General features: G+C 58.1%; 20 protein-coding genes and 1 tRNA gene. 10 read left to right on the plus strand and 11 right to left on the minus strand.

Going from position 1 to position 20,787, the window contains the following annotated elements; all coding sequences use genetic code 11:
* Positions 1–6: 6 nt before the first annotated feature.
* A complete protein-coding gene (gene dinG, locus FZF01_RS08450; protein WP_150277708.1) occupies positions 7–2,139 on the minus strand; it encodes an ATP-dependent DNA helicase DinG in 2,133 nt (710 codons plus the stop codon).
* 172 nt (positions 2,140–2,311) lie between these two features.
* Here dinG and FZF01_RS08455 point away from each other — a divergent pair, with 172 nt between their 5' ends.
* Together FZF01_RS08455 and FZF01_RS08460 are read left to right on the plus strand one after the other, a co-directional pair.
* The gene (locus FZF01_RS08455; RefSeq protein ID WP_150277709.1) at positions 2,312–2,797 is read left to right on the plus strand and encodes a DUF6231 family protein; all 486 of its coding nucleotides are present in this window, start codon (positions 2,312–2,314) and stop codon (positions 2,795–2,797) included.
* Positions 2,797–3,267, plus strand: coding sequence for a YchJ family protein (locus FZF01_RS08460; protein WP_150277710.1), 471 nt, complete (start codon positions 2,797–2,799; stop codon positions 3,265–3,267). Before FZF01_RS08455 ends, FZF01_RS08460 begins: the two co-directional genes overlap by 1 nt.
* Before the next feature lie 33 nt (positions 3,268–3,300).
* On the opposite strand, the gene FZF01_RS08465 is transcribed toward FZF01_RS08460, so the two are convergent.
* Positions 3,301–3,825, minus strand: a complete 525-nt coding sequence (locus FZF01_RS08465; RefSeq protein ID WP_150277711.1) for a hypothetical protein — start codon at positions 3,823–3,825, stop codon at positions 3,301–3,303.
* Between the two features lie 122 nt (positions 3,826–3,947).
* On the opposite strand from FZF01_RS08465, the gene FZF01_RS08470 reads away from it, so the two are divergent.
* Together FZF01_RS08470 and FZF01_RS08475 are read left to right on the plus strand one after the other, a co-directional pair.
* Positions 3,948–4,418, plus strand: a complete 471-nt coding sequence (locus tag FZF01_RS08470; RefSeq protein ID WP_150277712.1) for an LEA type 2 family protein — start codon at positions 3,948–3,950, stop codon at positions 4,416–4,418.
* A 4-nt stretch (positions 4,419–4,422) separates the two neighbouring features.
* A complete protein-coding gene (locus FZF01_RS08475) occupies positions 4,423–4,872 on the plus strand; it encodes a DUF2489 domain-containing protein (protein WP_150277713.1) in 450 nt (149 codons plus the stop codon).
* 57 nt (positions 4,873–4,929) lie between these two features.
* Here the strand turns inward: FZF01_RS08475 and FZF01_RS08480 are convergent, their stop codons facing one another.
* Positions 4,930–5,712: an SDR family oxidoreductase gene (locus FZF01_RS08480; protein WP_150277714.1), complete on the minus strand. Its 783-nt coding sequence runs from the start codon at positions 5,710–5,712 to the stop codon at positions 4,930–4,932.
* Between the two features lie 145 nt (positions 5,713–5,857).
* Between FZF01_RS08480 and FZF01_RS08485 the strand changes: the two genes are divergently transcribed.
* Positions 5,858–6,295, plus strand: coding sequence for a hypothetical protein (locus FZF01_RS08485; protein ID WP_150277715.1), 438 nt, complete (start codon positions 5,858–5,860; stop codon positions 6,293–6,295).
* Positions 6,296–6,300: 5 nt separating this feature from the next.
* Here FZF01_RS08485 and dinB read toward each other — a convergent pair whose 3' ends face one another.
* Both dinB and FZF01_RS08495 read right to left on the minus strand, forming a co-directional pair.
* Positions 6,301–7,395, minus strand: coding sequence for a DNA polymerase IV (gene dinB, locus FZF01_RS08490; RefSeq protein WP_150277716.1), 1,095 nt, complete (start codon positions 7,393–7,395; stop codon positions 6,301–6,303).
* A 61-nt stretch (positions 7,396–7,456) separates the two neighbouring features.
* Positions 7,457–8,683 carry a GGDEF domain-containing protein gene (locus tag FZF01_RS08495; RefSeq protein ID WP_150277717.1) on the minus strand — a complete coding sequence of 409 codons (1,227 nt, stop codon included), beginning with the start codon at positions 8,681–8,683 and terminating at the stop codon, positions 7,457–7,459.
* A 209-nt stretch (positions 8,684–8,892) separates the two neighbouring features.
* Between FZF01_RS08495 and FZF01_RS08500 the strand changes: the two genes are divergently transcribed.
* From FZF01_RS08500 to FZF01_RS08520, 5 genes are all read left to right on the plus strand, one after another.
* Positions 8,893–8,969: transfer RNA gene (locus FZF01_RS08500), tRNA-Met, on the plus strand.
* Between the two features lie 135 nt (positions 8,970–9,104).
* A complete protein-coding gene (locus tag FZF01_RS08505) occupies positions 9,105–9,869 on the plus strand; it encodes a substrate-binding periplasmic protein (protein WP_150277718.1) in 765 nt (254 codons plus the stop codon).
* A gap of 100 nt (positions 9,870–9,969) precedes the next feature.
* Complete coding sequence (mmsB, locus tag FZF01_RS08510; protein ID WP_150277719.1) at positions 9,970–10,863, plus strand: 3-hydroxyisobutyrate dehydrogenase; 894 nt, start codon at positions 9,970–9,972, stop codon at positions 10,861–10,863.
* Positions 10,860–11,906: an enoyl-CoA hydratase/isomerase family protein gene (locus FZF01_RS08515; protein ID WP_150277720.1), complete on the plus strand. Its 1,047-nt coding sequence runs from the start codon at positions 10,860–10,862 to the stop codon at positions 11,904–11,906. Before mmsB ends, FZF01_RS08515 begins: the two co-directional genes overlap by 4 nt.
* The gene (locus FZF01_RS08520; protein WP_150277721.1) at positions 11,907–13,058 is read left to right on the plus strand and encodes an acyl-CoA dehydrogenase family protein; all 1,152 of its coding nucleotides are present in this window, start codon (positions 11,907–11,909) and stop codon (positions 13,056–13,058) included. It abuts the gene before it with no gap.
* Positions 13,059–13,084: 26 nt separating this feature from the next.
* On the opposite strand, the gene FZF01_RS08525 is transcribed toward FZF01_RS08520, so the two are convergent.
* From FZF01_RS08525 to eno, 6 genes are all read right to left on the minus strand, one after another.
* Complete coding sequence (locus FZF01_RS08525) at positions 13,085–16,195, minus strand: error-prone DNA polymerase (RefSeq protein WP_195809119.1); 3,111 nt, start codon at positions 16,193–16,195, stop codon at positions 13,085–13,087.
* Complete coding sequence (locus FZF01_RS08530) at positions 16,171–17,586, minus strand: Y-family DNA polymerase (protein ID WP_150277723.1); 1,416 nt, start codon at positions 17,584–17,586, stop codon at positions 16,171–16,173. The genes FZF01_RS08525 and FZF01_RS08530 overlap by 25 nt, the downstream gene beginning before the upstream one ends.
* Before the next feature lie 4 nt (positions 17,587–17,590).
* Positions 17,591–18,208 carry a translesion DNA synthesis-associated protein ImuA gene (imuA, locus tag FZF01_RS08535; protein WP_150277724.1) on the minus strand — a complete coding sequence of 206 codons (618 nt, stop codon included), beginning with the start codon at positions 18,206–18,208 and terminating at the stop codon, positions 17,591–17,593.
* A 186-nt stretch (positions 18,209–18,394) separates the two neighbouring features.
* A complete protein-coding gene (gene ispD / locus FZF01_RS08540) occupies positions 18,395–19,090 on the minus strand; it encodes a 2-C-methyl-D-erythritol 4-phosphate cytidylyltransferase (protein ID WP_150277725.1) in 696 nt (231 codons plus the stop codon).
* Positions 19,090–19,380 (minus strand): septum formation initiator family protein, encoded by a 291-nt coding sequence (locus tag FZF01_RS08545; protein WP_373286415.1) that lies wholly within the window; start codon positions 19,378–19,380, stop codon positions 19,090–19,092. The genes ispD and FZF01_RS08545 overlap by 1 nt, the downstream gene beginning before the upstream one ends.
* 89 nt (positions 19,381–19,469) lie before the next feature.
* Entirely contained in the window at positions 19,470–20,759 is a 1,290-nt protein-coding gene (gene eno, locus FZF01_RS08550) for a phosphopyruvate hydratase (RefSeq protein ID WP_150277727.1), read from the minus strand.
* Positions 20,760–20,787 lie beyond the last annotated feature (28 nt).

A 20,787-nucleotide genomic window follows, 5' to 3' on the forward strand; every position in this document is an offset into this window, starting at 1 on the left:
TCAGCGCTATTCGATTTCCCGGCGAAACGGCGGCAATGCATTGAGAATTGCCTTGCCGTAACGCTGGGTCACCAGGCGGCGATCGAGCAGCGTGACCGTGCCACTGTCCTGCTCATTGCGCAGCAGCCGGCCACAGGCCTGGATAAGGCGCAGGCAGGCATCGGGCACGGCGATTTCCATGAAAGGATTGCCGCCATTGCGTTCGATCCACTCCGACAGCGCCGCTTCCACCGGATCGTCGGGCACGGCGAAGGGAATCTTGGCGATGACCACGTGCTCGCAATAGCGGCCCGGCAGGTCGACACCCTCGGCGAAACTCGCCAGACCAAAAATCACGCTCTGTAGCTTCTCGTCAACCCGAGAGCGATGCTGGCGGATCAACTCCTGTTTGGACAGATCCCCCTGCACAAAAATACGCTCGCGGAAGGCGCCACCCAGCCCGGCATAGACCTCGAGCATCTGCCGCCGGGAGGAAAACAGCACCAGACTACCGAGAGCCTCTTCAAGAATGGCTGGCAGATGTTGAATAATCGCAGCACTATGGCCAGCGCTATCACGCGGATCGGCGCCCAGATCAGGAATGCGCAGCAAGCCCTTTTCCGGGTAATTGAACGGGCTTGGCGCCATGGTGCACACCGCACTTCTGGGCAGGCCCGCCCGCTGGCTGAAACGGTCAAAACGTCCCAGGGCAGTCAGCGTCGCAGAGGTGACCAGACAGCCAAAGGCGCTGTGCCAGAGGAATTGGCGCAGGGTATCGGCAGCCAGGATCGGACTGACGTGCACTTCAATATCGTTCTGCTCGGTAAGCGTCAACCAACGGGCGGTGGGGGGCTTTTCCGGCGGATCGAGCAAGCAGAACTGGGTCCATAACGTCCAGTTGCCTTCAGACCGAGCCAGCAAGGCGCCAAACAGGGGATACCACTCTTCGGCCTGATGCGAGGTCACGCCCACCGCCTCACCATCCATAGCGTCCTTGAGCTGATCCACCAGGCGCTGCAAGAGGTCGGTTATACGACCAAAACCCGCCTTGAGCTCGACACCCATGTCGCACAGATGCTCAGGAATGACGCCGTCCTTGAAGCGGTGCTGGGGGCGAACCTGACCGCTGAGATCCTCGGCATTGGCAAAATCCGATACTTCGGTCAGGGCCTGGGCCATGAACTGCTGGTGCGGTTTGAGATCCCTGGCAACCTGCGGTACCTGCTCCAGCGTCCGGCCGAAGTCCCCGGGCAGCGGATTCTGTGCCAGCAGCTTGGTCAGATTCTTGTCCAGCTGCTCAAGCCAGTCAGCTGTGGCTGCCATCCGCGTATGATGTGCGAAGTGGGCAATGGCCTTGTCAGGCAGATGATGCCCTTCGTCGAAGATATACAGGCAGTCACGCGGATCCGGCAGAATCGCCCCGCCACCAAGCGCCAGGTCGGCAAGGACCAGATCGTGGTTGGTAACGATCACATCAACCTTCTGCACCCCCTCACGAGCCTTGTAGAACACACACTGATTGAAGTGGCCACAACGGCGGTTGGTGCACTGGATATGATCGGTGGTCAGTCGGGCCCAGTCCTGGTCAGGCAAGGCTGCAGGCCAGGAATCGCGCTCACCGTCCCATTTACTGGTACCCAGGGCATCGACCATGCTGGTGTAGAGCTTGAGCCCTGCCTCGTCCACTTCGAGATTGAAGCCCTCATCGGCAAAGCCCTGCTGGCGGCTGGCTAGCGACTGATTATCGCTGAGCAACTGGTCAAGCTTGGACAGGCAGACATAGCGTCCTCGCCCCTTGGCCAGGGAAAACTGGAAATTCAGCCCCGCGTTGCGCTGAATATCCGGCAGATCCTTGAGCACGATCTGTTCCTGGAGCGCTACTGTGGCAGTGGAGATTACCAACGGCTTGCCCAGGTGCCGGGCAATAGGGATAGCCGCGAGACAATAGGCTACCGTCTTGCCCGTACCGGTCCCCGCTTCCACCACGGCCACCGCCGGATCGCCGTCCCGACGACCTTCGTCATCCAGCTTAATGCCGCCAAACAGCTTGGCCACCTCGGCAATCATCACCCGCTGGCCATAGCGCGGCTTCAGGGACTTGTTTTCGAGGAAGGTGCGGTAGGCCGTCTGGATCTGGCCTTTCAGTTCATCGTTCAGCATGCGGGCTCCAGGCAAGGGCGGCATCATATCACTTCGCGCCCCTGCGGGCTTGCTGCAGGGATCGGCCGGCAGGTAACCTCTAGTTGCAGTTTTCGCTTGCCAGAAACGGCAACAGACCGGAATCTGGGCATCCCGAATAGCCGATACTCTGAATATACCAACCGGAATCTCCATGTCCGCTACACCTACTCATGCCCTGCTGGGCATTCTCGATCAGTATCAGCCCGAGCGCCTGCTGTGCATAAGCAGTGATCCGATTCCCGCCGTATCGGCATACATCAATGAGCATCCGGAATGCGAACTGATCGAAACAAGCCAGGTGCCTCTGCCAGACGACCTGGCTAACCAGCGCTATGACCTGGCGATCATTGCCGATCAACTGGAGCGCCTGGATAAACGCCAGGGCATCGAACTGCTTGCCGGCCTGCGCAACCTGTCGGTCAGCCGCATGGCGGTCCTGGTGGAGCTTGCGGATGCGACGGAATGGGAGTCGAACGATTTCTATGGCTTGGCCATGCAGCGCGACGCCCGGTTTGAAAAGGACGATCGTTGCCTCACCCTGTTTAGCTATGATCTGGCAGAGTACAAGACGGTACCCGACTGGCTGAATTCCAAGTACTGGGCCAACCCGGAAAACTTTGACCGGTACTGGTGGTAGTGACTTCCAACTCGAAGACCCCCTGTCCGTGCTGCAGCAATCGTTCCTATGATGACTGCTGTGGGCCGATGCACGCGGGAGCGCCCGCGAGCAATGCACAAACCCTGATGCGTTCACGTTACAGCGCCTACTGCCTGGGTCTGATCGATTACCTGGTAACGACGACACTACCGAGCCAGCAGGCTCGGCTCGATGTGTCTGCGATGACCAGGTGGAGCCACGAAAGCACCTGGCTCGGGCTCGAGGTAGAGAACACGACGGACGATGGCAGCGATCGCGCTCAGGTGACTTTTGTTGCGCACTGGACGGATCCTGATGGGAGTCAGCATAAGCACCGCGAGTGTTCGGAATTTATCCGCAAGGCAAACAAATGGTATTTCGTGGACCCAAATTACCGGCCAGATACCGGACGTAATGCGCCCTGCCCTTGCGGATCGGGTAAAAAATTCAAGCGCTGTTGCGCCCCCTGAGCCTGAAGACTCCGTTATTGGCTCGCAAACGTCTCAGTCCTCGAGCTTGAGGTGATCGGTATCAGGTACTCTGGCGTCAATCGCGGGTTTGAGTTGATCCAGATCGGCACCGGGCGGCGCCAGGCTCAAGGCCGAGAGATCGATAGGCAACGGGGTGAAGGTGTCATAATCGTCCTGCATGTCGGCTCCTGCCGGTGCGATACCGAAATCGGGGGCTTCTACGTTCCTGAAGGCGGCCATATAGGCATCTCGAGGCTCGACGTGAGAGCTCTGCGACTGGACGGTAGCCTGCTCAGCCTGCGAATGGGGCCGCACCGGTTCCGCAGCAGCGTCCATCGGATCAATGCTGCACAATGCCCCCGCACGCTCGATAGCTTGCCGGTACTTTTCGGCTGCAGACTCATCCAGCCCCTGCTTGATCACTACCCGGCGCCCCGAGAACAGCACGTCGAGCTGCTCTCCACCCACCTGAAAAAGCTGCCCGATCCGCGCCCGAGCCTGGTCCTGCGTCACACCGGAGCGCACCTGTCCCTGAAAAGCAATTTCGAAAAGAGGCATCTTGTCTCTCCCTCGTAATGATTAGTCCTGCACCATTAGCGGCATTTGATTAGTATGGACAGACGCAGGCAGTCCGGCAACTCGATAAAAAAGGCGCCTTGCCCCATACCTGGAGGGTACGCATGTTCAGAACCATTTCGGTAATAGCGTTGGTAGCGGGTCTGTCACTGCTGACCGGGTGCGCATTGTTCAGCCCCTCCTACACCAAGCCGGATATTGCGCTGGCCAATGTCGAGATGCTCAAGGCCAATTTGTGGGAACAGTCGTTCCGGTTAAAGCTACGAGTGGACAACCCGAATGATCGAAGCCTGCCCATACGGGGCATGCAATACCAGATTTATCTGAATGATGCCCGTCTGGCCACTGGCGTCAGCGATCAGATTTTTGACGTGCCGGCTTATGGCTCGGAATATTTTGAATTGAATGTACGGTCCAATCTGTGGCGACATGTGGGCGACATCGTCAAACTGATCGAGAATCAACAACCCGTGGATTATCGGATAGAAGGTCATATCCGAACCGGCCTGCTCTTCTCGCCTAGACTTAATCTTCGCGAAAAAGGCACGCTGAATCCCGCCGATCTGAGTTTCTGAAATTATGCCGTTATCGAACTTGTTAATCCTCGCTGGAGTGACAATCATTCTGGCACTGGCTGTTTATGCCGCTGTTCTGTGGCGCCAGGTGCGACGCAAAAGCGATGCGCAGCAGGCACTGCAGCGCGAACGCGAAGAGCGCCTGGCAACCGACATCGAGTTTCTGGCAAAGAGCCTGACTAGCGGTCAGTTACCGGCGATCGAGGGCGCCATCCGGATCAAGGTGCTGCTCGACAATTACACAGGACCACGCCGCGAAAGCCTCGACCTGACCGTATTCGAGACGGTTTATGACGCCACAGCGCACATACCTACTCACCAGGCATGGAAGGACTTGCCACGCGATGAGCGCAGGATCCTTGAGGCGGAGATGGCGGATATCGAGGTGAATCACAAATCACGCCTTGAGGAAGCTGCGGCGCAATTGAGCAAAGGACTGGCAAGCGCCCGCTGATTCGATTGAACGCGAACGCTGCCAAAATACCGGGCGTCTTACCCGGCAAAACCTTATTCAGACTACCGAATTACCACCGTCCACTGCGATGGCCTGACCAGTCACATGGCGCGAGGCCTCGGAAGCCAGGAATACTGCCGGCCCCTTGATGTCCTCTTCGCCGCCGATGCGACCCAGCGGAGTGCCTTCCTTGATCATCTCGGTCACTTTCGCCAGGCCCTGGGCCATCTTGGTGGGGAAGTAGCCCGGGCATATGGCGTTCACATTGATATTGTAGGCACCCCATTCACCTGCCAGTGCGCGGGTCAGGTTGATTGCGGCCGCCTTGCTGGTGTTGTAGGCCACGGTATGGATACCGGAGTTGGCACGGTTGCCCTTGAAGCCAGCAATCGAGGCAATGTTGATGATTTTGCCGGAGCGTCTTGGAATCATGAACCGGCGACCCACTTCCTGAGCCATCAGGAAACACACGTCGACGTTCAGAGTCATCACTTTCTGCCAGCCCTCATAACTATGTTCCGCGGCAGGCTGACCCCAACTGGTTCCGGCATTGTTGATCAGAATATCGACGGTTCCAAACTTGGCCTCGACCGCGTCAACCAGGGTCTTGACCGGCTGTGTGTCCAGTTTTCCCAGGTCACAGGCGATGCCGCCGGCTTCCACGCCCTGGGCATTGAGTTGGGCGACGACCTCATCGACTTCGGCACTGTTGCGCGCGCTGATGAATACCTTCGCACCCTGTTCACCCAGCGCTTCGGCCATCTGCAGGCCGAGACCCTTGGTTCCGCCGGTAATCAGGGCGACCTTGCCAGTCAGATCGAACAGTTGCTTGACGCTCATTAGACATCCCTCTTTTGATGTGAGTGCATTCAGTTGTATCTACATCATAACTGCTCGCCGGTTTTCAACCGACCATCAGTGATCCGGGTGATATACCACCAAGCTCGGGTGTTATCATACCCGTCCCCTATTTGCGGTGACTCCCATGGCTCAACACGACTTCAGACACAGCCTTCTAAACCCGGCACACACTTTGATCGAGTGCCGCACCCTGGCAGCCGGCCTTTTTCAGGTGACCGGGCAGGGAGGCGGTGTCCAACCGGGGGATACGCTGGTCTGCACCATAAAGGGCAGCCGCGACCTGCCAATGTCCTTGCTGGTCGACAAGGTGCGTTATCTGATCAACCCACCGGGACAATGGACTGCCACAGCCAGGGGTCCTGATCTGCGCGGGCATTCAGTGCTTGGCTGGTCCATACGATGCGGCAACTGCGAAAAAGAGCAGGCGTTCGAATTTCTTGTGCTTGACAAGGACAACCTGCAGGCACGCACAGAAAAAGCGGTGGTCCGGATTGGTGAAATGGGTTGGGCGCCCAAGGGCGACAATCATCTATGCCCGGCCTGCGCCAAGCAGAAATCCTGATTTTCTCAGAACAGATTGAGCTGCTCACCGAGCAAGCTATGTGCATGATCCAGACGCACACCTACACCGATCAGGCGCACTGGACGGCCACCACGGGCAAAGGCCTGGATGCATAACTCGCGATAACCCTCCGGAGTCACCGGGGCGCCAGCCTGCTCAAGCGTAGTCTGGGTAAAATCATGGAACTTGAGTTTGATGAAGGGCTTGCTCACCCGATACTCACCTTCGAGCCGACCCAATCTCTGAGCCAGTTTCTCCAACAGGGGTGCCAGGGCGTTGAGACAGGCCTGAAGATCGGGCAGGTCCTGATCATAGGTGTTTTCGACGCTCACCGACTGCCGTTTACTTTCTACAACCAAGGGTCGGTCATCGATCCCCCTGGCCAGTTGCCACAGTCGCTCGCCAAAACTCCCGAACTCCCTGGCAAGATCCTGTTTGCGCCAAGGCAGGAGCTCAGCGCACACATCAACACCCAGGCTCTTCAAGCGCGCAGCCGTTACTCGTCCAACGCCATGCAGCCGTTCAACCGGAAGCCTTCTGACGAACTCCTCTACCTCCTCAGGCAAGATGACTTTCAGCCCATCGGGCTTGTTCCAGTCACTGGCGATCTTGGCCAGGAACTTGTTGGGCGCCACGCCAGCTGACACAGTAATGCCCTGGTCGGCCTGTACCAACCGCCGTATCTCGCGGGCCATCAAGGTTGCACTACCGTGACAGGATTCACTGGCTGTCACGTCCAGATAGGCTTCATCCAGCGAAAGCGGCTGAATCAGCTGGGTAAACTGGGTAAAGATCGCTTGAATAGCCTGAGATGCCTCACGGTAGGCCGCCATGCGCGGCGGCACGATCAGCAGATCAGGGCACAGCTTGCGTGCGTAGGCCGAGGCCATTGCCGAGCGCACACCGAATGCACGTGCTTCATAATTGCAGGTCGCCACGACCCCACGCTTGTCAGCATCACCACCCACAGCCAGTGGGCGCCCGCGCAGGCGTGGGTCGTCACGCATTTCAATTGCAGCATAAAAACAGTCACAGTCGACATGGATGATTTTGCGCACGGCAGGCTGACTCGGAAAATCCAATAGGGACCATAGGAGCATCCTATTGTACCTGATCAGTCAAGCGAACCCGGATCACCGAAGGTCATCCGGTCAGAGAAAGCTAACTGGCAACCACCTGATTTCTGCCCGCTTCCTTGCCCTGGTACAAGGCCTTGTCAGCGCGGCGAATCACATCTTCGATAGTTGCATCGTCCTGGCTGACCTCTGTAACCGCAAAGGTAGCTGTTATGCGAATCTCCAGATCATCGGACTTGACCGAGCTCGCCTGCAATTTTTCCCGCAAGCGGTTAATGACAATCATGGCGTTTTCCAGGTCGGTGTCAGGCAACAAAAGAATGAACTCCTCCCCACCGAAACGCCCCACGATGTCGGTGTGCCTTAGCGTGGCAACAAACAGATCAGAGATGTGTTTGAGCACCTGGTCGCCGGCATCGTGCCCATACTGATCGTTGATCTTTTTGAAGTGGTCCAGATCGGTAACACACAAAGTCAACTTGCTGCCATGCCTGCGTACCCGCTCCTGCTCGCGGCGAAACAGGGTTTCATACTGCCTGCGATTCAGCAGCCCTGTAAGCGGGTCAGTAGTGGCCTGCAGCTTCAGCTCAACCTCCAGCTCCTCCCGACGTTTTATCTCGGCCTGAAGGGACTGATTGATCTGCACCGTTTCAATGAACAGTGCGTATTGATGGCGCTTACCCAAATTCAGCCGCACCCCGGCAAAATAACCAATGATGGTCGGCAGGCAGAGGATGAAGAAAATCCCCACCAGAAGTGGCGGCGCAACATTGAGCAAGTAGATGCAATAAAGGGAACCGAATATACCGAACAAGGCTACAAGGTTGGAGTTTATGATCCGATTGGGTACAAAAATGTAGATACTGATCAGCAGGATGACGGTAACGCCAATGTTCCAGCTGATAATGTCCGGTCGCACGAAATAGATGAGGAAAAACAGAAAGAAGCCAATGACCTCGATGACCGTGACGCCAATGCCGTCTCTGGCAAGCCGGGGCTTGAATTTGACTGCAACGGAGAATATCAGCACCAGCGTTGCCGACAACACCCGCATGCCCATCAGGTGGTAAAAACCCTCACTCATGCCCAGGGCGATATAGTCGAGCCAGCCAAACGCCAGCAGCAGGAAAGCCCACACCCGCAAGGCTACAATCAAGTGTCTGGCTGTTTCTTCCTTGACATGCTCCCGATAGGCAAGCTCGGTATCCGTATGAAGAAATTCACCGCGCCAGGTAGACAGGGAGTAACGCTTGGGTTCATCGGTCACTTTGGACTCCACCGCCACGAGGGGGCGATTTTTTATTATTTTCATTCATCAGCCTGTCAAGCATACGCCTGAGAATGTAACAAAGCCAAGTATCCATAGTGGCATTGTGACGCATGTCATGGAATCCGGGGCCTGCCGAGGCGCTAATCTTAAAGCCGGCAGCCATCATCAACCCGACGCCGGCGAGACAAAAAAATCTTTTCTGTTCAATCGCTTGACAGCGCAGCGCCAATGCGTAGAATGCAGCCCTCAGACGCGGGGTGGAGCAGTCTGGTAGCTCGTCGGGCTCATAACCCGAAGGTCGTAGGTTCAAATCCTGCCCCCGCAACCAATCTGAAAAACCGTCGAACGGATACTCTCCTTCGGCGGTTTTTTTTGCCTGAATTTCGACCCAGAGGAATATTGCGGACAGGATTGACAGCCCTATACTGTCGGCGACATCCAGCCATAATACCCAGGCCCGTTTATGTTTTCACCTCGACTGTTACTGCTATCCCTACTGATCACCTCATGCAGTGCAGTGGGCGCTCCGGTGACTCAACCACCCGCAACACCGACCTTTCTGATTGCCGAAGTCTGGCCATGGGGCTATTTCGACAAGGACAATCAACCGGCAGGCATTATAAAGAGATTTGCCTCGCGGCTTTCCGAACAAGCCGGTATTGAAATGAACTACCGGGTTTTGCCCCACCAACGGGTTTTGGCTGACTTCAGCCGAAGCGATGGCGATTACACGATGCTGTTTCAAAACCCTGAGGTGGACAGTTTTGCCGAGCGGGTCGCCATGGTACAGGTGAGCGACATTATGTTGATGACCCATCGCGAGTCGCGGCTAAACCTGACCCTCGGCGCTCTGGCTGGCAAGACGCTGGGTTATATTGGCGGCACCTATTATGGCGAGGATTTCCACGCTGACCAGCGCATCGTCAAGCTGCCGGTATCGAGCCTTGATCAGGCATTACGCATGCTGCAGCTGGGGCGTCTGGACGCTCTGATAACCAGCGACATTTTACTGCATCACAGCCTCAGGCAAGCGCAGCTCGACCCCGGCATTTTCCGTGCCCAGGTGCTCACCCGCGGCCATGAAGCCTACCTGTATGTATCCCACGGCAGCCGCACCGCAGCTCACGTACCATTGGTACGCGCCGCGCTGGAAGAGATGCGTGCCAACGGCGAATTGGATGAGATGTTTCGTAACTCACTTCAGTTGCCGCCCAATAGCAGCCACTGACCCGAAGTCCTGCCCGCGTCCGGTATCCCCCTGTATCAACCGCTGCTTGCCGACTACCATGACTGGATAACACCAATCAGAAGACCACGGAGCTGCCAACATGCATATTGGTTTTATTGGCCTGGGCAACATGGGCGCGCCGATGGCGCGCAATCTGCTCCGCGCAGGTTACCGGCTAACTGTTTTTGACCTGGCAGCCGCGGCTGTTGCAAGTCTGGTTAACACAGGGGCAACTGCCGCTCCTTCGATTATCGACATCGCACAAAGCGATGTGGAACTGATCATCACCATGCTACCGGCAGCATCCCATGTCAGAGAGGTCTACCTCGGCGAACAGGGCCTGTTGTCCGGCGTAGCCCCGGGGGTGCGTCTGATTGACAGCTCAACCATCGATCCAATGACCGCCCGTGACGTAGCTGCCGCTGCATTGCAGCAGGGTAATCCGATGCTCGACGCTCCGGTTTCGGGTGGCACAGGAGGGGCAGAAGCCGGGACCCTGACTTTTATGGTCGGTGGAGACAATACGGATTACGATGGCGCCTTGTCAGTTTTGCAGTCCATGGGGAAAAATGTCGTGCATTGTGGCCCCGCGGGCAACGGTCAGGCCGCCAAAGTGGCCAACAATATGTTGCTGGCCATCTCCATGATAGGCGTAGCGGAAGCCATGAATCTCGGGGTGTCTCTGGGAATGGATCCGAAAGTACTGGCTGGTGTGATTAACACCTCGAGCGGGCGCTGCTGGAGTTCTGATACCTATAACCCCTATCCGGGGGTGATCGAGGGCGCACCCGCCTCGAGGAACTACACAGGGGGCTTTGGCACCGACCTGATGCTCAAGGATCTGGGCCTGGCAACCGAAGCGGCAAAACAGCAAAAGCAACCCATCATACTTGGCGCACTAGCCCAGCAGCTCTATCAGATGTTCAGTAGCCAGGGCCACGGAGCTATGGACTTTTCCGCCATTATCAAACTGTATTCAGGAGAGGATCAATGACAGAGTCGCAAGCGGTTATTCTGGCCGAAACGCGCAACCACATAGGCTATCTGACGCTGAACCGTCCGGAGGGCCTCAACGCGCTGACGCTGGAAATGGTGCGACTGATGCATGCCCAACTCAAGGCATGGTCCAGCGATGAATCCGTCAAGGCCGTTGTGTTGCGTGGCGCCGGCGATCGCGCCTTCTGCGCAGGCGGCGACATAAGAGGACTCTATGAGCTGCACAAGGCACGCAAGCAGGGTATCGAGGAGTTTTTCCGCCATGAGTACATGCTTGATCAATATATTCATGATTATGCCAAACCCGTAATTGCGCTGTTGGATGGCTTTGTTCTGGGTGGAGGCATGGGCCTGGCGCAGGGTTGCAGCCTACGGCTGGTCAGCGAACGCGCGCGACTGGGCATGCCCGAAACCGGCATCGGTTATTTTCCCGATGTAGGCGGCAGTTATTTTTTGCCCCGCCTGCCTGGCGAGCTGGGGGCTTATCTGGGCCTCACTGGCAATCATATAGGCGCCGCAGACGCACTGTACGCGGGCCTAGCCGACGTCCATCTGCCCAGCGAACGCATGTCGAAACTGGATCAGCATTTCGACCAACTGGATTGGTCGCTGAAAACGCCGGAACAGATGCTGCGTGATATTGCGTTGACTGAACTGCCCGGCAGTGACCTAGCCAAGTTGCAGCCCGCCATTGACCATCACTTTGTCGAACATGACATACCCGCTATCCGCCAGTCACTGCTGAGTGAACACCGCAGTGAATTCAAGGAATGGGCGCAGAAAACCGTGGAAATCCTGGATAAACGCTCGCCTCTGGCCCTGGCTGTCACCCTCGAACTGTTGCGCCGCGGCCGCAAGCTCAGCCTGCCGGAATGCTTTGCCATGGAGCTGCATTTGGATCGTCAGTGGTTCGAGCATGGCGACATCGTTGAAGGCGTTCGCGCCCTGCTCGTCGACAAGGACAAGAGCCCACAGTGGAACCCCTCCTCCATCTCGAAACTGGACCCCAAGAGGGTCGATTCTTTCTTCAAGGGGCTGTAAATGAACGATCTTGAGTTCAGCGAAGACCAGCGCATGGTGCGCGATATGGCGCGAGAGTTTGCGCGCGCCGAGCTGGCACCCAGGGCAGCGCAATTTGATCGTGATGGCTGGATCGACGATGCCGTCGTCCAGCAGATGGGTGAGCTGGGGCTGCTCGGCATGGTCGTCCCTGAGGAAAAAGGCGGTAGTTTTACCGACTACAGCGCTTACGCATTGGCGGTAGAAGAAATATCCGCAGGTTGCGGGGCAACAGGCGCTCTGATGAGCGTGCATAACTCGGTTGGCTGCGGGCCGGTTCTCAACTACGGCTCAGCTGAACAACAGGACACCTGGCTGGAAAAGCTGGCCACCGGTCGGGCGATTGGTTGCTTCTGTCTCACCGAACCCCATGCGGGATCCGAGGCGCACAACTTGCGTACCCGCGCGGTACTTGAGAATGGCGAGTGGGTCATCAACGGCGCCAAGCAGTTCGTGACGAACGGCAAACGCGCCAGCCTGGCCGTGGTGTTTGCGATCACTGACCCGGAACTGGGCAAGAGAGGCCTGTCGGCCTTCCTGGTTCCTACGGATAACCCGGGGTTTCGCGTCGACCGCATGGAACACAAGCTGGGTATCCGCGGCTCCGACACCTGCGCCATCACCCTGGATAATTGCCGGATTCCGGAAAGCAGCCTGCTTGGGGTTCGCGGCAAGGGTCTGTCGATAGCGCTATCCAATCTGGAAGGCGGCCGTATCGGTATCGCCGCGCAGGCGTTGGGCATTGCCCGGGCAGCGTTCGAGGCGGCTCTGATCTATGCCCGTGACCGCACCCAGTTTGGCCAGGCGCTGACCGAACATCAAAGCATCGCCAACATGCTGGCCGACATGCATATGAAGCTCAATGCAACACGCTTGCTGATCTTGCATGCAGCGCGCTTGCGTACCGCAGGCCAGCCCTGCCTGTCAGAAGCCTCCCAGGCTAAGCTGTTTGCCAGTGAAATGGCCGAGGATGTCTGCTCCAAAGCAATCCAGATCCACGGTGGCTATGGCTATCTGGAGGACTATTCAGTTGAGCGGCTTTACCGGGATGCGCGCATTACCCAGATTTATGAGGGGACCAGCGAGATCCAGCGGTTGTTGATCGCCAGGGAACTGAGACACTACAGCCTGTAGCGAGTCAGGCCGGATATGTGCAGCTGTTAGTGGAAATCCCGGCTGCGCACATCCAGGCCCGCCAGCATGGGGGTCAGATCCTGCAGTCGCCCGGCAATGACATGCCTGACGCCCTTCTCTGATTCGAACCGCCCATCCACGCGCAGCAGTTGCGAACCCACCAGCTCCCTGCGATGCCGCTCGCCCAGATCCTGCCAGACGATCACATTGATCATGCCAAACTCGTCCTCAAGGGTGACGAAAGTAACGCCGTTGGCCGTGCCGGGTCGCTGGCGACCGGTGACCAGCCCGGCGACCGATATGAGCCGTCCACTTTCGGCCACCAGTAGATCCCGAGAGCTGCGACAACGGCAACGCTTGAGTTCTTCGCGCAACAGTTTCAACGGATGCGGTCCCAGCGTGGTACCCACTGCGGCATAGTCCGCAAACAGGTTTTCAGCGACCGTAGGCGCCGGTAGCAGCACCTGCTTTTCCTGACCTGAAGACTGGCCGGCAAACAGGGGCAGCTGAGGCTCAACCCCGGCCACCGCCCAGCGTGCCTTGTGCCGGTCACCGGCCAGCCCCAGCAGTGCGCCGGCATCAGCCAGCAATTCGCGATCTCGATGGCTCAATCCGGCACGCACGCTGAGATCGCTCACATCATCGAAGGTTTTTTTCTGTCTGGCTTGGGCAATGCGTAGGCCCACTTCCTCATGCAGCCCCCGGACCATGCGCAGACCTAACCGAATAGCTGGCTGCTCCGTTTGGACAGGCATATCGGTTGTGGGCTCAAGGGAGCAATCCCAGTCACTGCACTGCACATCGACGGGCAACGTCTCGATCCGGTGCCTGCGTGCATCCTGCAGAATCTGGTCGGGGCTATAGAAACCCATTGGCCAGCTATTGATCAGGGCGCAGGCGAAGGCAGCGGGTTCATGGCATTTGAGCCAACTGCTGGCATAGGTCAGCAGGGCGAAACTGGCCGCATGGGATTCGGGAAAACCATAGCTGCCAAAACCCTTGATCTGTTCGAATATCTGCGCGGCAAACTCGGCGGTATAGCCACGCTCCAGCATGCCCTTGGCCAGCCGTTCCTTATGAGGCTCAAGGCCGCCCCGCCGCTTCCAGGCGGCCATAGAACGACGTAACTGGTCGGCCTCCCCGGCAGAATAGCCCGCAGCGACGATGGCCATTTCCATCACCTGCTCCTGGAACAACGGTACGCCCAGGGTACGTTCGAAAACAGCTTTCAGGGCCTCTGATGGGTAGACCACCGGCTCCTCGCCGTTGCGCCGCCGCAGATAGGGATGCACCATATCGCCCTGGATAGGACCCGGGCGCACTATGGCCACCTCGATCACCAGATCGTAGAAGGTTCTGGGTTTTAACCGGGGTAGCATCGCCATTTGCGCCCGGGATTCAATCTGGAATACACCCACGGTATCGGCACGGCCCAGCATGTCGTAGGTGGCACTGTCCTCAGCGGGTATGGTCGCCAGGGTAAGATCAAGGTTGCGATAGTCGCGTAGCAGATCGAAGCTGCGACGCAGGGCGCTGAGCATTCCCAGTGCGAGAATATCCACCTTGAGCAGACCGACCATGTCCAGGTCATCCTTGTCCCACTGGATGATGGTGCGATCATCCATTGCCGCATTTTCTACCGGCACCAGGGTCTGCAGAGGGTGTTCGGAGATAACGAAGCCGCCCGGATGTTGCGACAGGTGACGGGGAAAACCGATAAGCTGTTCGGTCAACGTCAGTACCCGATGCAATATCAAATTATCCGGATCAAATCCGGCTTCGCGCAATCGTTCATGGCTGGGAATCCTGCTGCTCCAACGGCCACAGCACTCGGCCAGGGCACTGACCTGATCCGGCGGCAACCCCAGGGACCGGGCAACATCACGCAGGGCGCCAGCACCGCGGTAGGAACTGGCTACCGCAGTCAAGGCAGCGCGGTTGCGCCCATAGCGCTGAAACACATACTGGATGACTTCTTCGCGCCGATCATGCTCGAAATCCACGTCGATGTCCGGCGGCTCATTGCGTTCCCGGGATAGAAAGCGTTCGAACAGCATATTCATCCGTGCCGGATCAATTTCGGTCACGCCCAACACGAAACACACGGCAGAATTGGCTGCCGAACCGCGCCCCTGGCAGAGGATATGTCGACTGCGGGCAAAACGGACTATGTCATGCACTGTGAGGAAGTAGCTTTCGTACTCCAGCTCTTCGATCAGCTCCAGCTCGCTGTCGACTTGTTGACGTACCTTGGCAGTAATACCCTCTGGCCAGCGCCAGGCAATGCCCTTCTCCGTCAGATGTCTTAACCATTGGCTGGCGGTATGACCCTCAGGCACCAGTTCCCGCGGATACTGATAGCGCAACTGACCCAGGTCGAACTGGCAGCGATCGGCGATCGTACGTGTTTCTGCCAGCAGAAACTCAGGATAAATCTCTGCCAACAACTGCGGACTGCGCAAATGGCGTTCACCGTTGGGAAACAGCCTCAGGCCAGCTTCGGCGACGGTGCAGTGATGACGAATTGCGGTCATTGTATCCTGCAAGGCCCGGCGGCCACGGGCATGCATATGCACATCCCCGGCCGCCACCGGCCTGATCTGCAACCGCTCTGCACAGGCCAGCAGCTCCTGTAATCGCGCAGCATCGTCAGGGCCACAGTGCAGCTCGACAGCTATCCAGAGACACTCGTTAAATCGTTGTTTAAGCCAGCGGCCCTGTTCATCATCTATTCCAGATTCAGGAATCCACAGCGCCAGCAAACCCCGTAACGGCTGATCAAAATCCTCGGCGAGCAGGCAATAATCACCCTTCTCCGCCCGGCGACGGGACCGGGTAATCAGATCGCAGAGCACCTGATAACCGGTCAGATCTTCCGCCAGCAGCACCACCTTGGGCCCGCCTTGTATCTGCATTTCACTGCCGACTATCAACCGCAACTGATTTTCCTGTGACGCCTGCCAGGCGCGGACTATGCCAGCCATGGTGCATTCATCCGTGACTGCCAGGGCCTGGTAACCATGCCGAGCTGCGCGCTCGAACAATTCAGCGGCGCTTGATGCGCCACGCTGAAAAGAAAAATTCGATAGACAATGCAGCTCGGCATAATCCGTCATGCAAACCAGCCGTGCAGCCAGAATGGTCCGGCCTGACCGACTTGGCGAAATGCCCAGGCCAGCTGACCATGTTCAGTTCTGATCAGGTAATAATCTCGACGAACGTCTGCGCCATCCCACCAACCGGACTCGATCCTTTCCGGGCCCGCCAGTATCTGTCCGGCATCGTCCCCCAGCGCGACAGGTTCGGACACCAGCCAGCCAGGCCGCAACGGCAGGGCAACCGCCAGGTCAGGTTTGCCTGCTGCCTGTTGGCGCCAGGCGTGTTCGGGTCGATGATCCGGATGGCTGCATATATCAAGCACAGCATCATCGCCCAGGCGGGCGCGCAGCCGTTCACGTAACTGCTCCCAGGGCAGCTTCTGCTGCGGCCGATCTTCGAACAGCTGGGATGATTCGGGCACAAAACGTGGCAGGTCCCTGGCAACCAGGCGCACGGCCTGGACCGGAGCGGGTATCTGCAGGGTTTCGAGTCGTCCGCGGGTCAATTCGAAGAGCATCTCGGACTCGCGTTCAGCCGCCAACAGGCCGACTGTGAGCCGGGTATCCTCCAGATTGCGGTGCTCCAGATGCAGGATAAAACGCTGCACTCCGCTATCGCGACCTGCAAGAAAGGCTGCCAGGTCGGACACCAACCTTTTGACGGGAAAAAATAACGTCTGATTGGACTCCACATCAAAATTGAGCTCGATGCGCACATCGAAAAAATCCGGCGGTGCGAAACAATCAAGCACCAGGGGGCGGTCCCCGAGCAAGGTGTCGATATGCCGCAGAACCTGTTCCGGGAAACGCCGGGCCAGGGTATCGCGGGGCAGCGCGAGCACCTGATGCAAGCGCCGCAGCCCCATCCGCGAAAAGGCAGTCGCCGTCTCACCAGCCAGGCCAATACGCTCAACAGACATCCTACCTAACGTTTCTCGCAGTGCATGCCGGTCAGGAACGGCAATGCCGTCATGACTATTGGCCAGCATCCGGGCAGCAGCGGGATTGGGCGCCAGGGCAATGCGATGGCGGAAGCCCATGGCATCCAGCTCATTGCGCAGCCGTTGTTCGAAATGCAACCAGGGACCGAACAGCCCCATGCTCGACTGTACTTCCAGAAGTAAAGCCCGAGGATAATGCAGACTCACGTGGGAGCTGAAACGATAGGCCCAGGCAGCCAGAAGATGATGCCAGTGCTCGATCTGCTTTTCGTCGTATTCAGCGATAACAAACTCATCGGTCAATGCCCTGGCCGCGGTAAGCGTCATGCCGGGTCGCAGGCCGAGCTCGCGTGCGGCAGGAGTAACCGTCTGCAGCATCCGCCGCTGAGCTGGACCAGCAATAAGAGCCAGCGCTGCCTTGGGGTCTTCACGATGTCGCAGCACGCCATCAAGAGCTAACTGGGGAAAGAGTATGCAGGCCCAACGCATAGCTTTAGCGCCCTGCTCGAATGCTTATCGCATTAGCCGAGGGGCGACCGCCACGGCACTTGAGCACCCTGACCTGGCCTGCCGCATCATCGATCACCAGGCGCAACGCCGCGGGTGACGGATTTGCTGATTCAGCCAGCGGCCGATAGGCAAAAGCCAGAGTTTCGCCAGTTTCCGCGGCGACCTGGATCCGCCGCAGTGCTCGATCACCAGCGCGCTGAGGCCAACAGATTACCGCGCCAAAACAGCCCGATCGCAGGCATTGCTCTGCGGCCCACAGAGCCTGATCCCCCGCAGCATCAACCATCACCAGTTGCCGCTGATCGATCCCCGCAGCCTGCCAGGCCGGAACATAGGGGATGAAGGGCGGCGCGACCAGCATGATGCGCTCACCTGCCTGGCTCAAACGCGCCAGGGTGGGCCAGAGCAATTGTAGTTCGCCCATGCCATCGCGGGCATAAAGGATCTCGCTCAAAGCTGTATCTGGCCAGCCACCGGCGGGTAATGCCGCATCCAGAGCCGCATGCCCGGTAGGCTGAATATGGGCAGGCAAACCCGTAGGCTGGCCTTTCCAAACCTGACGCTGCTGCAACAAGGTGTCCAGAGCGACAACGGCACCCATGATCCCTACCCCACGATTACTGTATATACATACAGCATATCACCGGCAAAAACTCGGTCAACGGGATTTTGTACTGGGCAGACGGATGGCCCGACAACTCCGGTCAGAAGAAAAAATACAGAGAGGACAATTGATGACCCTGCTGGAAAGCGTGCCAAGCCAGAGCCGGGAACGAGAGCTGTTGTGCTAGCCGCGCAAGCGTGCCAGCCACTCAAGATCTTCGGGACGGGTAACCTTGATATTGTCCGAGCGGCCCTCGACCAGACGGGGCGCCTGGCCGGCATGCTCCATGGCCGAGGCCTCATCGGTGATCGACACGCCGGCAGCCAGCGCTCGGAAAAGGGCATCGTGCAAGGCGCCAAGACGAAACATCTGTGGCGTGTAAGCCTGCCAGAACAGGGAACGGTCTGGAGTGGAAGCAACCCTGCCATCAGGCCCGGCGCATTTCAGCGTATCGCGCACTGGTACCGCCAGGAGCCCGCCAACAGGATCATCAGCCAGGGTGTTGAGCAGATTGTGCAAGTCCGTCGCCGACAGATTGGGACGGGCTGCATCATGCACCAGCACCCAGTCTTCCCTGTCTGCACCTTGCTGCAAAAGCGCCAGCAGCCCGGCGAGAACCGAGTCGGCACGGTCGCGGCCGCCAACAACATGCTGGATTCGCGTGTCGCTGGCACAGGCCAGATCATCCCACCAGCGATCGACAGCCGATAAACAGACAACCAGCCCCTTGAGACCAGGCCGGTCCAGAAAACAATCAAGGGTATGTTCGATCAGAGCGCGATCGCCAAGTGGCAGATATTGTTTGGGCCGATCGGCCCGCATACGCGAGCCGATACCCGCTGCGGGAATGACCACCCAGTAAGTCACTGACGAGGTCATCAGTCGGTGCTCAGCTGAAAAAGTGTCTCACCCTCACGGATCATGCCCAACTCGTGCCGGGCACGCTCTTCAACGGTTTCCAGCCCCTGTTTCAGCTCTCTGACTTCGGCTGTCAGGACCCGGTTACGTTCGAGCAGTTGTTCATTGACCCGCGACTGCTCGGCAATTTCCTGCTTGAGCTGGGTGACATGGGCGAGACTGCCCTCGCCTACCCAGAGACGATATTGCAGCCCGGCGAGCAACAGCAACGCGACTACCCATAGCCACTTCACAGAAGGTGCCCCCCACAGTCAGCACTCAGCCGTGACAGCCCAGCCAGGGCTGCCTCCGGTATGCAACTGGCGAGTTGCGCTGTGATAGCGGCCATGGGCAGCATCACTCAGCTACGGAACTCGGCACGACCGTTGTACTTGGCCTTGCCCTGAAGCTGCTCTTCAATACGCAACAACTGGTTGTACTTGGCCACGCGGTCGGAACGGCATAGCGAGCCGGTCTTGATCTGGCCAGCCGAGGTGCCCACCGCCAGGTCGGCAATAGTGCTGTCTTCGGTTTCGCCCGAGCGATGCGAAATCACCGCAGTAAAACCGGCAGCCTTGGCCATCTGGATGGCTTCCAGCGTTTCGGTCAATGAACCGATCTGGTTGAACTTGATCAGGATGGAGTTACCAATGGACTCATCGATACCGCGCTTGAGGATCTTGGTGTTAGTCACGAACAGATCGTCACCCACCAGTTGCACCTTGTCGCCGATCTTCTGGGTCAGAATCTTCCAGCCAGCCCAGTCGGACTCGTCCATGCCGTCTTCAATGGAGATGATCGGGAATCGCTCGGTCAGGCCGGCAAGGTAGTCGGCAAAACCGGCAGCATCGAATACCTGCCCCTCTCCAGCCAGATCGTACTTGCCATCCTTGTAGAATTCGCTCGAAGCACAATCCAGCGCCAGAGTGACGTCATCACCCAGGGTGTACCCGGCATTGGCAACGGCTTCGGAGATCGCCGCCAGGGCGTCTTCGTTGGAGGCCAGATTCGGCGCGAAGCCGCCCTCATCGCCTACCGAGGTGCTCAACCCACGGGCCTTGAGCACTGCTTTGAGGTGGTGGAATATCTCGGCACCCATGCGCAATGCATCGGCGAAACTCTTGGCGCCAACCGGCTGGACCATGAACTCCTGAATATCGACGTTATTGTCAGCATGCTCGCCACCGTTGATGATATTCATCATGGGGACCGGCATGGAGTACTCGCCGGGTGTGCCGTTCAAGTCAGCAATATGCGCGTAGAGGGGAATACCCTTGGCCTGGGCAGCGGCCTTGGCGGCGGCCAGGGATACCGCAAGAATCGCGTTGGCGCCCAGGGTAGCCTTGTTCTCGGTACCGTCGAGATCGATCATCGCCCGGTCCAGACCGGCCTGGTCGGTTGCATCACGGCCCACCAGCAACTCACGAATCGGCCCATTGATATTGGCCACTGCCTTGAGCACACCCTTACCCATGTAGCGGCTCTTGTCGCCGTCACGCAGCTCCAGCGCTTCGCGCGAACCGGTGGAGGCGCCCGACGGTGCACAGGCAGTGCCAAACGCGCCACCATCCAGGGTAACGTCGGCTTCGACAGTGGGATTGCCGCGCGAATCGAGAACTTCACGACCCTTGATATCAATGATCTTTGCCATGGTTGCTGCTTGCTCCATCTAACTGAAA

The sequence above is a fragment of the Halopseudomonas salina genome (genome assembly GCF_008641105.1).